The following is a 15,384-nucleotide window of genomic DNA, read 5'->3' on the forward strand; positions in this document are numbered from 1 at the left end:
CGGTCGCCAGCAATTACGGAGGCCTGGAAAATGAGCACGGATGAACACGCGGCAGGCAGCCGCATTCTGATTTTTGCCGGCGGCCTATGCGGCGCAACCGGCGTGGCGCTTTCGGCGGCGTCGGCGCATCTCGGCGGCGCTTTCGTCGGTACGGCCGCGTCCTTCCTGCTCATGCATGCGCCGGTTTTGCTTGCCGTCGGGCTGCTCGGTGGCAATACCATCCTGCGAAGCGGAAGCCTCATCCTCCTCGTCGGGCTTCTGCTGTTCTCGGGAGATCTCCTCGCTCGCGACTTCCTCGGCTCGCGGCTGTTCCCGATGTCGGCGCCGATCGGCGGCACCTTGCTGATCGGCGGCTGGCTGGTGATGGCCGCCTCGGCGCTGGTGCGCCCGCGCCGCCATTGATGCGACAACCAATGGCGGCCGCTGCTCTTTCACCAGCCGCGCTCGATCCACGAGCTCTGTCTTGCCAGCTCAGTCTCGCGGACGTTCGAGCCGGACTTGCCCGTCGCGCTTGGTCGTCTTGACCACACGCCGTCGCTCCGGCCGTTCGGTAGCCGGCGAGATGCCCCAATAATTGCGATAGATGTCTTCGAACAGATGCTTGACCGGGTGCATGGCTTAATCTCCTCTAGCTTATTTGAATCGATCCAATCAGCAGGCGAAAAAATGCGCTGCCAATCAGCTCCACTCGCGTCGCTTCAGGAAACGCAGGTCGCGAATCCACGGACCGGTCCTGTCGCGCCGCTTCCGGGCCTCCGCGCTCGAGCGGATGCTCCAGTCGTTCCGGTAAATGTCCTCGAACAGATAATTGACGGGGTGCATGGCACTCTCCTCTTGTATCGATCCAATCGGTAGAACGAAAAACGCTCTTGGATCGATTCAAAGAATACGCGCCGCACCATAAATGTCAAGCAAAAATTTGAATCGATCCAAGGAAGGTGTTAGGTAATCGGCGATACTGTTGGACCGGAATCCCGGAGACAAACAAATGGCATCACTCACCGAAGGCAGCAGGAGGCCCATCCGGCTGGCCGACATCGCCAAAGCCGCGGGCGTATCACACGGCACTGCCTCCAATGTCTTCAGCCGTCCCGAAATCGTGCGCGAGGAAGTCCGCGAGCGGGTCAAGGCGGCGGCCGAGGCGCTGGGCTATGCCGGCCCCGATCCAAAGGGCCGCCTGCTGCGTGCCGGCAAGGTCAATGCGATCGGCGTCGCCACCACCGAGCCGCTGTCCTATTTCTTCGACGACCCCTTTGCTCGCGTGATGATGGCCGGCATCTCGGAGGCATGCGACGCCACCGGCGCGGGAATTGCCCTGGTGTCAGCTGGCAACGAGGAAAAACTTGCCTGGAACATCCAGAGCGCCCTGGTCGACGGCTTCATCCTGTTCTGCATCGAGGGCGGTCCGCGCCTCGTCGAGCTGACACGCGAACGAAAGCTCCCCTTCGTCGCGCTCGAGTTCGGCTCGCAGGACGACACGGTCTCGGCGATCAGTATCGACAATGTTGCCGGCGGCCGGCTGGCGGCGCACCATCTGGCGGTACTTGGACATCGCCGCTTCGCCGTGTTGTCGCTGGCCTTCGCCGACGACAGCACCGGACTTGTCTCGCCCGAGCAGGTCCGGACGGCAGCCTATACCGGGACCCGTGACCGCCTCCTCGGCTATTTCGAAGAGCTTTCCCAATTTGGTGTCGACACCGCCAAGGTGCCGGTCTACGAGACCGAAAACGACAAGGCGAGCACAAGGGCTGGTCTCGAAACCATCTTCGCCTCGGCGGAACCGCCGACCGCCATCCTGGCGATGTCGGACCGGATCGCAATGGTGGCATTGGAATGGCTCAACGCACGGGGTATCACGGTTCCCCGCGATGTTTCCGTCGTCGGCTTCGACGGCGTGCCTGAAGCCGCAATTTGCGAGCCTCCGCTCACCACCATCGCCCAGCCGATCGCCGAGATCGGCCGCCGGGCAGCGCGAAGAATCCTCGACTTCGATGGCACAGTGCGGCGAGAAACGCTCGACGTCGAACTTGTCGTCAGGGCATCGTCCGGACCGCCGCCAAGTACAGGCTGACTGGGCAGATCGGCTCCAAATCTTATCTATTGGCCGCCATGGGACCGATGCCAAAGGATGGACGGCCAGGCGGCGCGTTGCGGACCGGCTTGCCCTTGCCGGACCAGCCGATGGCGGACAGCCACTCCAGATAGAAGGCGAGCGCGAACTGCATGGCGATGCCGGCGGCGAGCAGCAGACTGTCATAGGCAATGCCGCCCGGGTTGATCAGCTTCATCACTTGCGCCGCCATGGCAATCACCGTTCCGGCAATGAAAACCGGCAGCGAGCGTTTGCCCAATATGGCGAGCGGATTGTCACGACCGGTGCGGAACAGGTTCGAGACGGAAGGCAAGGCGACGACCAGGTAGCTCATCGCCAGGATGTGCAGCAGTCGCGGCAACGACAGGAATGTCTTGTCGAAACCGGTCAGCACCACCGGCAGGTCGAGCCATGACACATGCCCCCACAGCGGGCTGTGCACCCAGACGAGCGCCGTGAGCACATAGGCGGCGGCGGCGCCGACCAGCCAGCGATTGACCGGGATGGTGCCGCCGCGCCGCACATGCAACACGCTGGCCATGCCGATATTGAACAGCAATTGCCATGACAGCGGATTGAGGAACCAGAACCCGGGCTCCGGGTAGTTCGGTGGCGCGATCTGGTAGATTCCGGCAAGCAGCCAAAGGGCTGCGGACACGGCAAGCGCCGCCAGTGGCCGATAGCTGATGAACAGCAGGAAGGCCGGCGCCATCAACAGCAGCGCTGCATAGACCGGCAGTATGTTGTTGTAACCGAGCTGATGGCCGAGCGTGACGATGCCGACCAGGACTTGTGGCGGGTTTCTGACGAGCGGCTCGATGTTGATCAGCGTCAGAAGGTCCGGCCGTTTCGCAAACACCGCCGCCGCGCAGAAGATAGCCATGACCACCATCGTCGTGACGATGTGGGTGACATAGAGCACGCCGGCGCGGCGCCACATTTTCAGCGTTGCAATCAGCCGGTTTCCCGGCTGGAATTTGGTGCCGTAGGCGAGAGCGACGGACATGCCGGAGATCAGCACGAAGGCCTCGGCCGCATCCGAAAACCCGAAATTCTTGTAGGTCAGGGTTTCGAAAACGGTGCCCGGCACATGGTCGATGAATATGGTCAGGAGAGCGAGAGCCCGGAACACGTCAATACGCGTATCGCGTTCCGGCGAAACTGGCATGGTCATCGATAAAAGGCCTTAAAGCTGGTTGTTCATGCCGGCATGCGACCACCCGGCGCACACTGCTTCGATCCCTCCCGCGGGGATTATATCGGCAAAGAAACGGACTGAAATGCGCCCGGTTCAATCAACTTTCGCGGAGCTTGAAAATATTTCGTTTTGAAGCCGGCAAATTAACGAAAGTAACGCGAAATCAAAAGGATGTGACTATGGCCGAGGAGAGCCTCGAAGACGGTATTTTGCAGGAAAATTCAGGCTTTTTCTACCGGCTCCATCGACCCGCCAATTTACCCGGTGACTGGCTGTTCCTGCAGCATGGATCGGGAGTCGATGAGACGACCTTGCTGCCGCTTGGTCGGCAAATCGCGCCGCATGCGGCGCTGGTTGCGGTCCGTGGCCGCATCCCTCAGGAGGGCGGGTTCCGCTGGTTCACGCGAATCACCCCGACGCGTTTCGAACAGGCGAGCATCCGTGCGGAGGCGGACGCATTCGCGGGCTTCGTCGACGGCATCGCGAAGCGCCACCGCTTCGATCTCAGCCGCGCGACCTTTGTCGGTTATTCGAACGGCGCCAATCTGGTCTCAAGCGTCATGCTGCTGCATCCGGGCCTGATCGAGTGCGCCGCATTGCTGCGTCCGATGCCGGTGCTTGACGAGGTGCCGCCGGCCGACCTGTCGAAGGCGCGGGCGTTGATCATCGCCGGCGCCGCCGACCTGACCTATGCGCCATTCGCGCCGGTGTTGGCCGCCCTGCTGAGTTCGCATGGCGCCAAGGTCGAGACCCAAACCATTGCCTCCGGCCATGAAATCGGCGATCCGGACGCCGAGATCGTCAGGCAATGGCTGGCGGATCCTGCGGTCGCCGTTGCAACGTCAGATCGATGAGCCTCGAAGCTATCCTCGCCCCATGCGGTTCCAGGCGTCCAGCCCGGCGATCTTGTAGGCTTCGGCCAGCGTCGGATAGTTGAAGGTGTTGTTGACGAAGAAGTCGACGGTGCCGCCGAGATTGATGACCGCCTGGCCAATGTGGATGAGTTCGGTCGCGCCCTCGCCGACGATATGGGCGCCGAGCAGACGGCGTGTTTCGATCGAGAACAGAAGCTTCAGGAAGCCGGTATTGACGCCCATGATGTGGCCGCGCGATGTCTCGCGAAACCGCGCCACGCCGACCTCGTAGGCAGCACCACTCTCGCGCACCTGCTCCTCCGACTGGCCGACGGTGGAGATTTCCGGCACGGCGTAGATGCCGTAGGGAAAGGTTTCGGGCGGCGGCGGCAAGGGCACGCCGAACGCATGGCAGGCGGCCACCCTGCCCTGTTCCATCGAGGTCGAGGCCAGGCTCGGAAAACCGATGACGTCGCCGGCGGCATAGATGTTGGGCGCGCTGGTCTGGAAGGTCTGCGGATCGACCTTGATGCGGCCCCTGGAATCGGACTCGATGCCGACCGCTTCCAAGCCCAGGCTGCCGACATTGCCGGTACGCCCGGCAGCATAAAGCACCATCTCGGAACGTATGGTGCGGCCGTCTGCCAGCATCACCTCGGCATAATCGGGTTTGGAGGCGATCTCCTTGACGGCGCTGCCCAAGCGGATGGTCATGCCGCGGTCGCGCATCTGATGGATGAAGTCGTCGACGATCTCGCGGTCGACGAAATCCAACATGGTATTGCGCGGCTCGACCAGCGTCACCGGAACGTCGAGCGCGGAAAAGATCGTCGCATATTCGACGCCGATGACGCCGGCGCCGATCACCGTCAGCGTGCGCGGCAGCCGGTCGAGCTCCAGCATCTCGTCGCTGTCGAAAATCCGTGTTTTGTCGAACGGCACGTCGCGCGGCCGGTGCGGCCGGGTGCCGACCGCGATCAGTGCATGGGCGAAGCCAACCTCGCTGTAGTCGCCGGTGTCGGTGGTCAGGCTGACCTTATTGGGGCCGAGGAATTTTGCCGCGGCGCGAGCGCTCTTGACCGTGTTGCGCATGAACTGGTGCTGCAGCACCTCGACCTCATGGTCGAGCGTCTTGTGCAGGCGCTCGACCAGATCGCCGACCGAAATGTCCTGCTTGACCCGGTAGCCGCGTCCATAAAAGCCGCGCTCACGCCAGCCGGAGAGGTTGAGCACCGTCTCGCGCAACGTCTTCGACGGTATGGTGCCAGTGTGTACCGACACGCCGCCGAGACGCCGGCCCCTGTCGACCACCAGCACCGACTTGCCGAGCTTGGCCGACTGCACCGCGGCGCGGCGCCCGGATGGGCCGCTGCCGATGACCAGCATGTCGTAGTCCATGTCGCCCCGTCCCCTCGGCTCGGCACCTTTTGTTGCGCCGCAGCAAGCTAACGCTATCCGCGCCATGAATTCAACAAGTCAGACGGCGCCGGGCACTCCGTCACCATCTACGGTGGCGAATGGTTCGATCTTGATTCCACCGCGAACCTTCACCATTTCATCAATACGCGGCCCGTGCATTAACCCGGGTTCGATTACGAGGAAATGACATGAACGCTCGCGTTCTCGACGGCGAAATCATCACCAGCAGGCTCGAAGACGTCCGCGCCTATGAGGGCGTGCGCACGCGGCGCATTCTCGCCTTCGTCATCGATTATTTCATCGTCGCGCTGCTCACCATTCCTTTCGCGATCCTGGTGTTCTTGTTTGGGCTGTTGACGCTCGGCCTCGGCTGGATGCTGTTTTCCATTCTCGTGCCGGCCGTCGCCATCCTCTACATCTGGAACACGCTCGGCAGTAAAGATCAGGCCACCGCTGGCATGAAGATGATGGGCATCCGGCTCGACCGGCTCGACGGCAGCCGCATCGACGGGTTGACTGCCGTCGTCCATTCGGTGTTGTTTTGGGCCGGCAATGTCATCCTCTCGCCGCTGGTCCTGCTGGTGAGCCTGTTTTCCGACCGCAAGCGCATGCTGCACGACCTGCTGCTCGGCACGGTCGTCAGCCGCAGCGGCCGCTGAGCGGCTTTGAAGCGCGGCCGCAGCCTTTGCGCACAAAAGTGAAGACGTCCATTCACACAGGCTTTCACAATCCTGTTGAATTTTTCGGCGTCCGCGCCAAAGGTAGAGCGATTCGCAGGAGTGTTTCCAAGGCTCGATGACGCAGCACCCGACCCAGTCGCCACAGTTCTTTCTGACCGCGCCCTCGCCGTGTCCCTATCTCGAGGGCCAGTTCGAGCGCAAGGTGTTCACCCACCTGGTCGGCGACAAGGCCCCCGAGATGAACGATCTGTTGACGCAGGGCGGGTTCAGGCGGTCGCAGAACATCGCCTACAGGCCGGCTTGCGAGACCTGCCGCGCCTGCGTGTCGGTGCGCATCCTGGCGCAGGAGTTCACCGCCAGCCGCAACATGAAACGCGTCATACAGCATAATTCGGATCTGGTCGGCGCCATGCACGACGCCGAACCCTCCACCGAGCAGTATTCGCTGTTCCGCAGCTATCTCGACGCCCGCCACCGCCGTGGCGGCATGTCCGATATGACCGTGCTCGACTACGCCATGATGGTCGAGGATACCCATGTCGACACCAAGGTCATCGAATACCGTCGCCGCGGACCTGACAGCTTCATCACCGGCAAGGGTCAGGGCGAACTGATCGCCGTGGCGCTCACCGACAAGATGGCCGATGGCCTGTCGATGGTCTATTCCTACTTCAACCCGGATTTCGAGGACCGTTCCCTCGGCACCTTCATGATCCTCGACCACATCGCCCGCGCCAGGGCGATGGGCCTGCCCCATGTCTACCTGGGCTACTGGGTCAACGGCTCGCGCAAGATGAATTATAAGATGCGCTTCCAGCCGCAGGAGCATCTCGGCCCGAAAGGCTGGGAACGCTACAATCACGAAGCGGTTTCGCGCTGATTTCCGCTTTCGGTATTCACCCTTAAATTGTTTCGAGGAGGATGCCGCTGGGCTTCCGGCCGATCGGCGGAAGACCGGGCGGGTCAATTTTGCGCCTCCAAGCCTATCGCGAGAATTGCTGCATGTCTTCCCACAACGACCACCAGAGAGGCCTTCTGATCACCGCCATCGGCGGGTTGACGCTGACCGTCGACATTCCGCTGATCCGGCTCGCCGACGGCGAGGCATGGACGATCCTGCTCTTGCGCACCGGCACGACCTTCGTCGCCACGCTCGTCATCTGGGCCATCTGGCGCTCGCTGAGCGCAAAGGCACCGCAGCTTATCCCGGGCTGGTCAGGGCTCATCGTTGCCGCCCTCTACGGACTCGGCTCGATCGCCTTCATCACCGGCGTCTACAACACCTCGACCGCCAACCTCGTTTTCATCCTGGCCTTCACCACCATGTTCGCGGCCCTTTTGTCGTGGCTATTCCTGAAGGAGAGGCCACAGCCCCTGACGGTCGCAGCGCTGGCATTGATGATCGCCGGCGTCGTGATGATTGTCGGTGATTCCGTCGGAACCGGGCATCTCTTCGGCGACCTGATGGCACTATGCTCCGCCTTCATGATCGCCGCGGCCATCACCATCTCGCGCGCCAGCGGCAAGGATATGGGCTTCACCGCGCTGATCGGAGTCGTGCTGCCACTGGCCATCGCCGCCCTGATGGTTTCCAAGGTGGGTTTTCACGTCAACGCACCGTGGTGGATCGTCTTCAACGGCGCCGTCATCATGCCGATCTCGTTCTTCTGCCTCGCCAACGGTCCGAAATACATTTCCGGGCCGGAAGTGGCGATGTTCTACCTGTTAGAAACCGTGCTGGCGCCGGTCTGGGTGTGGATGATCTTCGCCGAGACCCCGTCGCGCAACAGCCTGATCGGCGGCACGATCCTCATCGTCACCTTGATCGGCCATTCGCTCTGGCAGTTGCACGAGGGGCGTAAGCGCCGCGCCACGCTCGCCGTCAGTCACCCGGCCTGATTCTTTTTCGCGGCGGCGCGTTCGGCGACAATTTCGATCTGCGGCGGTGCATCTTCCTGCTCCGCCGGTTCGGCGGCAGCGAGTTCATCGGTCAGCTCCACCTCGCGCAGCCATTCGCGCCAGATCGCGACCAGCAGGGCCATCAGCACCGGGCCGATGAACAGGCCGAGAAAGCCCATTGTCTTGACGCCGCCGATCAGGCCGAAGAAAGTCGGCAGGAAGGGCAGCTTTATCGGCCCGCCAACCAGCTTCGGGCGCAATGTCTTGTCGACGACGAAGAGTTCGACGGCGCCCCAGATGAACAGCGCCAGGCCGGCCATCGGCGAGCCGCTGGCGGCGAGATAAATCGAGACCAGCGTGAACGACAGCGGCGCGCCGCCGGGGATCAGCGCCATGATGCCGGTCAGTGCGCCGAGCGTCACCGGCGACGGCACGCCGGCCAACCAGTAAGCGATGCCCAGCACCAGCCCTTCGCCGATGGCGATAACCGTCATGCCGGTGACGGTCGAGGAGATCGTCGCCGGCACCACGCGTGAGATCCGTTCCCATCTGGCCGGCAGGATGCGTTCGCCGAGGCGATCGACCTGCCCGGCGAAATGCTCGCCGTCGCGATAGGCGAAGAACAGCGCGATCATCATGAACAGCAGCGTCAGCAAAAGGCCGAAGGCGCTGCCGCCGGCGGCAAGCACGCCGCGATAGATGCTGCCGATATTGGCGCCGCTGATCAGCTGGATCAGTTCGCCGATACCGCCTGGATGGCCAACGTTGACCGTCCATTGTTCATTGAGCCATTCGCCTACCACAGGCAGCGTGGCGATCCAGTGCGGCGTCGGCGCGCCGTAGCGGTTGGTCTCGATCGCCCAGCCGACCCATTCGCGCACCTCGTTGATGGCATAGGTGCCGGCAAGCGCGATCGGCACCACCAGGAAGGTCAGGATGAACAGGATCGCAAGGGTCGCGGCGATCGTGCGGTTGCCGCCGACGCCGGCGAGCAGCCGCCGATAGAGCGGCCAGCTGGCGAAAGCGATCACCAGGGCGGCAAGGACCGGGAATAGGAAGCCGTGGAAGAAATAAACGCCGGCGGCGACGATCAGCACCAGGAGCCAGCGCGCCGCCGACAGCGGCGGAATGACAGCGGCCCTGAGCGGCGTCGACAGGCCAAACAGGCGCTGCTGCCGCTCCGGCTTCTGTATCCTGACTTCCTTCAAGCGACTACCTCCCCAACGCCCGTGTCGTTCAGATGCGTTATCCCCGCGATTTCCCATGGCGAAGCTTATGCACTGATATAGTGCAGCAATCGTGACGGCATTCCAATTTGGTCGAAAGGAGCCCGAAACAAAAAACCCGCCTTGGGAGGCGGGTCGTCGGTGCGAATCAGCACCATAGTGAAATTAGTAGCATAGCTGCCGGCACAAAGCAAGAACAAAATGCGCCGCCGGGCGCGAAAACACGAATTCCCTTTCACCACCTCGCCTGACCGCCCCCCGAAAGGTCACGCTCCTTCGCGTTCGCGCGCCTACCCGAACTTGCCCGTGCGCGGAAAGCCCTTCGGCACCATGCGACCGGCCGAGGCGCGGGCGCCGATCCATTCGGCAAGCTCGTCACGCGATTTGGTGAAGGTGCGATCTGCCGAATCCTGCCAGGACAGGCCGCTGGCGAGCGTGAAGGTCTTGAGGTCGAGGACGCCGCCATCCTTGTATTTCTGCAGGCGCACGCCCTTGCCGCGTCCCATCTCCGGGATCTCGGCCAGCGGGAACACCAGCATCTTGCGGTTCTCGCCGACAATGGCGAGATGGTCGCCGGCGACGCTCACGCAGCGCTGGGCCTCGTCGGGCGCCTTGACATTCATCACCTGCTTGCCCTTGCGGGTGTTGGCGACGACCTCCTCTTCCTGCACGATGAAACCGTTGCCGTCATGCGAAACCAGCAGCAGCTTGCGCTTGGGATCATGGACGAAGGCGGTGACGATATCCTGGTCGTTGTCCATGTCGACGATGATGCGGATCGGCTCACCATGGCCACGCCCACCCGGCAGCCGGTCGGCGCCGATCGTGTAGAACTTGCCGCCGGTGGTGAAGACCAGCACCTTGTCGGTCGTCTGGGCATGGAAGGCGAGCTTGAGGCTGTCGCCTTCCTTGAAGGTCAGGGCAGAGTGATCGGTCAGATGACCTTTCATGGCCCTCAGCCAGCCCTTTTCCGATACGACGACGGTGACCGGCTCGCGCTCGATCATGGCGTGGGCGATATCGGTCAGGTCATGTTCGGGTGCATCTGCGAACTCGGTCCGGCGCTTGCCGATCTCGGTCTCGGGCCCATATTTCTGGCGAACATTGGCGACTTCCCACTTGATCGTCGCCCACTGCTTGGCGTCGGACGCAAGTAGCGCCTCGATCTGCTTCTTCTCGCCGGTCAGGCCGTTGAATTCCTCACGAATCTCGAATTCCTCGAGCTTGCGCAGCGCCCTCAGCCGCATGTTGAGGATGGCTTCGGCCTGGGTGTCGGTGAGTGACCAGCGGGCCATCATCACCTGCTTGGGCTCGTCCTCCTCGCGGATGATCCTGATCACCTCGTCGATGTTGAGGTAGGCGATCAGATAGCCGGCGAGGATCTCCAGCCGCCTCTCGATCTCGCCGAGACGGTGCTTGGAGCGGCGGATCAAGACGTCGCGGCGGTGCTCAAGCCACTCCTTGAGCACGCCTTTCAGCGACAGCACGTTCGGCACCTTGCCGCGCGACAACACGTTCATGTTGAGCGGAAAGCGGCTTTCGAGCTCGGTCAGCTTGAACAGCGATTCCATCATGATGCCGGGATCGACCGAGCGGCTCTTCGGCACCAGCACGACGCGGATGTCCTCGGCGCTCTCGTCGCGGATATCCTCGAGCAACGGAAGCTTGCGCGCAATCAAGAGCTCGGCGATCTTTTCGATCAGCCTGGCCTTCTGGACGCCGTAGGGGATCTCGGTGACGACTATGTTCCAGGTGCCCCTGCCCTGGTCCTCCTGGCTCCATTTCGCCCTGACGCGAAAGCCGCCGCGACCCGTTTCGTAGGCTTCGAGGATCGAGGCTCGGCTGTCGACGATGATGCCGCCGGTCGGGAAATCCGGACCTTGCACGAAGTCCATCAGCTTGGTGACGGGCGCATCCGGATGATCGATCAGGTGAAGCGCGGCGTCGCAAAGCTCGGCCGCATTGTGCGGCGGGATCGAGGTCGCCATGCCGACGGCGATGCCGGACGAGCCGTTGGCAAGCAGGTTCGGGAAGGCGCCGGGCAGCACGGCCGGCTCCTCGTCTTCCTCGTTGTAGGTCGGGCGGAAATCGACCGCGTCCTCGGTGATGCCTTCCAGCAGCAGCGTCGACACGTCGGTCATGCGCGCTTCGGTGTAGCGCATGGCGGCGGCGTTATCGCCGTCGATATTGCCGAAATTGCCCTGCCCGTCGACCAGCGGGTAGCGCATCGAAAAATCCTGCGCCAACCGCACCAATGCGTCGTAGATCGACTGGTCGCCATGTGGATGGAACTTGCCCATCACCTCGCCGACGATGCGGGCGCATTTGGCAAAGCCCTGGTCGGGGTTGAGCCGCAACAAGCGCATGGCATGCATTATGCGGCGATGCACCGGCTTCAACCCGTCGCGCACGTCCGGCAGCGCCCGGTGCATGATGGTCGACAGCGCGTAGGCGAGATAGCGCTCTTCCAGCGCCTTCTTCAGATCGACCGGCTCGATATTGTCGCCGCCGCCAGTTTCAGGCGGCAAAAGCCTTTTTCCCATGGGCTGGCACTAGCCGAGCGGGTGATTCGCGGCAAGAGGCGCCGGCATACGTCCTCCTAAAGCGCGTCGCGTTCGACCGGCCTTATGCGCGCGCTTTAGGTCCTTGTTTTGATCCATGTCGCGCAAAACCGCTGCGCACTTTTGCGCGACCTGCATTGTGCAACAGGAATTAGAAGCGTCGCGACGCCGGCCAACATCAATCCGTTACATCCGGCTTCTATCGCAAGCCTGATGGATCGGGTTTGCCTTTGGCCGCGATCTTCGACCATTGTGCCGAGGCCCGCCTTTTTCCGGTCCAGTTCGTCGCTGAATGGTGACGACGCGACGATTTGAAAAGAATTTCAGGACACTCTCAGGGGAGCTCTCGATGACGATCAGACACTCGACACTTATTAAAAGACTGGCTTTTTCGACCTTTTTGCTGACGCTGCCGCTGAATGCGGCGTTCGCGCAGGATACCGCGGTTGCCGACCGGCTGAAGGCTGCCCTCGCCGCCCAGGGCGTCGACCTCTCCTGGACCGGAGTAACCGGCGACACCTCCAGCATGGTTCTGCAAGGCGTAGCGGTCAAACCGGCGGCCGAAAAGGAGGCGCTCAAGATCGGCGACGTCAAGCTCGAAGGCGTGACCGAAGCCAATGGCGGCTATCAAATCGCGACCGTATCGACTTCGCCGTTCGAACACAGCGAAGATGGCGTCACGCTCAATCTCAGCCCCTTCGTCATCCACGACATGACGGTTCCGGCCGAAGGCGCAAGCGGCCCGCTGGGCTCGCTGATGATCTACAAATCGGCCGAGCTCGACAACATGACCGTCAAGGTCGCCGACAAGACTGCCTTCTCGATGGACGGGCTTGCCATCGCAATCACGCCGCCGGCCGACGGCAAGGCCATGGCGTTCTCCGGCACCACGGAAAAGTTCACTGCCGACCTGACGCTGGTCGAAGATCCGAAGTCCAAGGAAGTCATCAACGCGCTCGGCTACCAGAACATATCGGGCAATCTTGAGATGGAAGGCACCTGGCAGCCTACCGACGGCAAGATGGATTTGTCGAAATACGAAATTTCGGTCGACAATGCCGGCACGCTCGGCATGACCTTCAATCTCGGCGGCTACACGCTGGATGTCATCAAATCGATGCAGGACATGCAGAAGAAGATGGCAGCGCAGCCCGAAGGCGCCGACAATTCGGCGCAAGGCATGGCCATGCTCGGGCTGCTGCAGCAGCTATCGTTCAACAGCGCCTCGATCCGCTTCGACGACGATTCGCTGACCAAGAAGGTGCTCGATTATGCCGGCAAGCAGCAAGGCATGTCCGGCAAGGACATCGCCAACCAGGCCAAGGCGATCGTGCCCTTCGGCATGGCGCAGCTCAACAATCCGGAACTGACGGCGCAGGTTTCGGCCGCGGTCAACAAGTTCCTCGACGATCCGCAAAGCATCGAGGTCTCGGCCGAGCCGCCGGCAGCGGTGCCGTTCGCGCTGATCATGGCGGGCGCCATGTCCAACCCGCTCGACCTGCCGAAGACGCTCGGCGTGACGGTTACGGCGAACGAAGACTGACCGAGCTTCCAAGCAAAAGCCCGGCAGCGATGCCGGGCTTTTTTATGAATCCACAGGACTTGTTCGGAGCGTTTCCTAAACCTCTTTCTTCGTCGCCACGACGCGCAGCGACAATTCGCGAAGCTGCTGCGGGCTGGCTTCCGACGGTGCGTTCATCAACAGGTCGTAGGCCTGCTGGTTCATCGGGAACATGGTCACTTCGCGCAGGTTCCTGGCACCGACCAGAAGCATGACGACACGGTCGATGCCGGCCGCCATGCCGCCATGCGGCGGCGCGCCATACTGGAAGGCACGGTAAAGGCCGCCGAAGCGTTCCTCGACGGTTGCGCGGTCCAGCCCGACCGTTTCGAACGCCTTGACCATGGTTTCCGGCAGATGGTTGCGAATGCCGCCTGAGGCGATCTCGAAACCGTTGCAGACCATGTCGTACTGGAACGCCTTGATGCCGAGCAGATCCTCGCCGTTAAGCGCATCGATGCCACCTTGCGGCATCGAGAACGGATTGTGCGCGAAGTCGATCTTCTTCTCCTCCTCGTTCCATTCGAAGAACGGGAAGTCGACGATCCAGCACAATTCGAAGCGATCACGGTCGACAAGGTTGAGCTCCTCGCCGGCGCGGGTGCGCGCCGCACCCGCGAAGGAGACGAATTTCTTCGGGTCGCCGGCGACGAAGAAAGCGGCATCGCCATCGGCAAGGCCGAGTTGTTGGCGGATCGCCTCCGTGCGCTCCTCGCCGATGTTCTTGGCCAGCGGCCCGGCGCCTTCGAGCTTCTCGCCCTCCTTGCGCCAGAAGATGTAGCCCAGCCCGGGCTGGCCCTCGCCTTGCGCCCATGAGTTCATGCGGTCGCAGAAGGCGCGCGAACCGCCGGTCTTGGCCGGAATGGCCCAGACCTCGGCCTTCGGATCGTTGGCAAGGATGTTGGCAAATACCTTGAAGCCGGAATCGCGAAAATGATCGGAGACGGCTTGCATCTCGATCGGGTTGCGCAGGTCCGGCTTGTCGGTGCCGTATTTGCGCATGGCGACATCATAGGCGATGCGCGGAAACTTCTGCGTCACCGGCTTTCCGGCGGCAAAGGTCTCGAACACGCCCCGCATCACCGGCTCCATGGTGGTGAACACGTCCTCCTGCTCGACGAAGCTCATCTCAACGTCGAGCTGGTAGAATTCACCCGGCAGACGGTCGGCGCGCGGGTCCTCGTCGCGAAAGCACGGCGCAATCTGGAAATAGCGGTCGAAGCCGGACACCATGATCAGCTGCTTGTACTGCTGGGGGGCCTGCGGCAGCGCGTAGAAAGTGCCGGGGTGAATGCGCGACGGCACCAGAAAGTCGCGCGCCCCTTCCGGCGACGAGGCGGTCAGGATCGGCGTCGAGAATTCGGTGAAGCCGACCTCGCCCATCAGCTTGCGCATCTCGGCGATGATTTTCGTCCGCGCGACGATGTTCTTGTGCAGCGTGTCGCGCCGCAGATCGAGAAAGCGGTATTTGAGGCGGATGTCCTCCGGATAATCCGGCTCGCCGAAGACCGGCAGCGGCAATTCCCTGGCCGCCGACAGAACCTCGATCTCGCGCGCGAAAATCTCGATCTCGCCGGTCGGCAAATTAGGGTTCACGGTGTCGGCGAGGCGCGCCTTGACCTCGCCGTCGACGCGGACGACCCATTCGCCGCGCAGGGTCTCGGCAATCTTGAAGGCGGGCGAATCCGGATCGGCGACGATCTGGGTCAGGCCGTAATGGTCGCGCAAATCGATGAACAGCAGGCCGCCATGGTCGCGCACGCGATGCACCCAGCCCGACAGGCGAACGGCGGAGCCGACGTCGCTCTTTCTCAACTGGGCACAGGTATGGCTGCGGTAACGATGCATTGTCATTGCTAGGTCCGGATGTTGGTTGCGGCCAAAGCACGATGGC

The 15,384-nt window shown here is 62.4% G+C and carries 14 protein-coding genes; 7 read left to right on the forward strand and 7 right to left on the reverse strand.

The window, feature by feature from the left end; all coding sequences use genetic code 11:
* The first annotated feature begins 30 nt into the window (after positions 1-30).
* Positions 31-402, forward strand: coding sequence for a DUF423 domain-containing protein (locus NKI01_RS05630; protein ID WP_023717260.1), 372 nt, complete (start codon positions 31-33; stop codon positions 400-402).
* 69 nt (positions 403-471) lie between these two features.
* Here NKI01_RS05630 and NKI01_RS05635 read toward each other — a convergent pair whose 3' ends face one another.
* Positions 472-615, reverse strand: a complete 144-nt coding sequence (locus tag NKI01_RS05635; RefSeq protein ID WP_023717259.1) for a hypothetical protein — start codon at positions 613-615, stop codon at positions 472-474.
* Positions 616-678: 63 nt separating this feature from the next.
* Positions 679-822, reverse strand: coding sequence for a hypothetical protein (locus NKI01_RS05640; protein WP_023717258.1), 144 nt, complete (start codon positions 820-822; stop codon positions 679-681).
* 166 nt (positions 823-988) lie between these two features.
* Between NKI01_RS05640 and NKI01_RS05645 the strand changes: the two genes are divergently transcribed.
* On the forward strand, positions 989-2,071 hold the full coding sequence (locus NKI01_RS05645) for a LacI family DNA-binding transcriptional regulator (RefSeq protein WP_023717257.1): 1,083 nt from the start codon (positions 989-991) through the stop codon (positions 2,069-2,071).
* 22 nt (positions 2,072-2,093) lie between these two features.
* Here NKI01_RS05645 and NKI01_RS05650 read toward each other — a convergent pair whose 3' ends face one another.
* Complete coding sequence (locus NKI01_RS05650; protein WP_023717256.1) at positions 2,094-3,266, reverse strand: OpgC family protein; 1,173 nt, start codon at positions 3,264-3,266, stop codon at positions 2,094-2,096.
* 203 nt (positions 3,267-3,469) lie between these two features.
* On the opposite strand from NKI01_RS05650, the gene NKI01_RS05655 reads away from it, so the two are divergent.
* On the forward strand, positions 3,470-4,144 hold the full coding sequence (locus NKI01_RS05655; RefSeq protein WP_352962176.1) for an alpha/beta hydrolase: 675 nt from the start codon (positions 3,470-3,472) through the stop codon (positions 4,142-4,144).
* 9 nt (positions 4,145-4,153) lie between these two features.
* Here the strand turns inward: NKI01_RS05655 and sthA are convergent, their stop codons facing one another.
* Positions 4,154-5,542 (reverse strand): Si-specific NAD(P)(+) transhydrogenase, encoded by a 1,389-nt coding sequence (sthA, locus tag NKI01_RS05660; RefSeq protein ID WP_023717254.1) that lies wholly within the window; start codon positions 5,540-5,542, stop codon positions 4,154-4,156.
* 209 nt (positions 5,543-5,751) lie between these two features.
* Here sthA and NKI01_RS05665 point away from each other — a divergent pair, with 209 nt between their 5' ends.
* The 3 genes from NKI01_RS05665 to NKI01_RS05675 all read left to right on the forward strand — a co-directional run bounded on the left by NKI01_RS05665 (position 5,752) and on the right by NKI01_RS05675 (position 8,142).
* Positions 5,752-6,222, forward strand: coding sequence for an RDD family protein (locus NKI01_RS05665; protein ID WP_023717253.1), 471 nt, complete (start codon positions 5,752-5,754; stop codon positions 6,220-6,222).
* A 136-nt stretch (positions 6,223-6,358) separates the two neighbouring features.
* Positions 6,359-7,123 (forward strand): arginyltransferase, encoded by a 765-nt coding sequence (locus tag NKI01_RS05670; RefSeq protein WP_023717252.1) that lies wholly within the window; start codon positions 6,359-6,361, stop codon positions 7,121-7,123.
* A 122-nt stretch (positions 7,124-7,245) separates the two neighbouring features.
* Positions 7,246-8,142: a DMT family transporter gene (locus tag NKI01_RS05675; RefSeq protein WP_023717251.1), complete on the forward strand. Its 897-nt coding sequence runs from the start codon at positions 7,246-7,248 to the stop codon at positions 8,140-8,142.
* Here NKI01_RS05675 and NKI01_RS05680 read toward each other — a convergent pair.
* Both NKI01_RS05680 and parC read right to left on the reverse strand, forming a co-directional pair.
* Positions 8,130-9,350, reverse strand: a complete 1,221-nt coding sequence (locus tag NKI01_RS05680) for an AI-2E family transporter (protein ID WP_023717250.1) — start codon at positions 9,348-9,350, stop codon at positions 8,130-8,132. The genes NKI01_RS05675 and NKI01_RS05680 overlap by 13 nt on opposite strands.
* A gap of 308 nt (positions 9,351-9,658) precedes the next feature.
* A complete protein-coding gene (parC, locus tag NKI01_RS05685) occupies positions 9,659-11,911 on the reverse strand; it encodes a DNA topoisomerase IV subunit A (protein WP_352587808.1) in 2,253 nt (750 codons plus the stop codon).
* Positions 11,912-12,278: 367 nt separating this feature from the next.
* On the opposite strand from parC, the gene NKI01_RS05690 reads away from it, so the two are divergent.
* Positions 12,279-13,472 (forward strand): aq_1923 C-terminal domain, encoded by a 1,194-nt coding sequence (locus tag NKI01_RS05690; protein WP_352587811.1) that lies wholly within the window; start codon positions 12,279-12,281, stop codon positions 13,470-13,472.
* A 75-nt stretch (positions 13,473-13,547) separates the two neighbouring features.
* Here the strand turns inward: NKI01_RS05690 and aspS are convergent, their stop codons facing one another.
* The gene (gene aspS, locus NKI01_RS05695; RefSeq protein ID WP_352495347.1) at positions 13,548-15,338 is read right to left on the reverse strand and encodes an aspartate--tRNA ligase; all 1,791 of its coding nucleotides are present in this window, start codon (positions 15,336-15,338) and stop codon (positions 13,548-13,550) included.
* Positions 15,339-15,384 lie beyond the last annotated feature (46 nt).

Origin of the sequence: Mesorhizobium sp. M0815, assembly GCF_040319995.1 — a bacterium.
Classification (GTDB): domain Bacteria; phylum Pseudomonadota; class Alphaproteobacteria; order Rhizobiales; family Rhizobiaceae; genus Mesorhizobium.

Bases quoted from the DNA above. Each gene is read 5' to 3' on its own strand.
- sthA (WP_023717254.1), bottom strand. From the start codon at position 5,542: ATGGACTACGACATGCTGGTCATCGGCAGCGGCCCATCCGGGCGCCGC.
- NKI01_RS05690 (WP_352587811.1), top strand. From the start codon at position 12,279: ATGACGATCAGACACTCGACACTTATTAAAAGACTGGCTTTTTCGACC.
- NKI01_RS05630 (WP_023717260.1), top strand. From the start codon at position 31: ATGAGCACGGATGAACACGCGGCAGGCAGCCGCATTCTGATTTTTGCC.
- parC (WP_352587808.1), bottom strand. From the start codon at position 11,911: ATGGGAAAAAGGCTTTTGCCGCCTGAAACTGGCGGCGGCGACAATATC.
- aspS (WP_352495347.1), bottom strand. From the start codon at position 15,338: ATGCATCGTTACCGCAGCCATACCTGTGCCCAGTTGAGAAAGAGCGAC.
- NKI01_RS05670 (WP_023717252.1), top strand. From the start codon at position 6,359: ATGACGCAGCACCCGACCCAGTCGCCACAGTTCTTTCTGACCGCGCCC.
- NKI01_RS05655 (WP_352962176.1), top strand. From the start codon at position 3,470: ATGGCCGAGGAGAGCCTCGAAGACGGTATTTTGCAGGAAAATTCAGGC.
- NKI01_RS05645 (WP_023717257.1), top strand. From the start codon at position 989: ATGGCATCACTCACCGAAGGCAGCAGGAGGCCCATCCGGCTGGCCGAC.
- NKI01_RS05665 (WP_023717253.1), top strand. From the start codon at position 5,752: ATGAACGCTCGCGTTCTCGACGGCGAAATCATCACCAGCAGGCTCGAA.
- NKI01_RS05635 (WP_023717259.1), bottom strand. From the start codon at position 615: ATGCACCCGGTCAAGCATCTGTTCGAAGACATCTATCGCAATTATTGG.
- NKI01_RS05675 (WP_023717251.1), top strand. From the start codon at position 7,246: ATGTCTTCCCACAACGACCACCAGAGAGGCCTTCTGATCACCGCCATC.
- NKI01_RS05640 (WP_023717258.1), bottom strand. From the start codon at position 822: ATGCACCCCGTCAATTATCTGTTCGAGGACATTTACCGGAACGACTGG.
- NKI01_RS05650 (WP_023717256.1), bottom strand. From the start codon at position 3,266: ATGACCATGCCAGTTTCGCCGGAACGCGATACGCGTATTGACGTGTTC.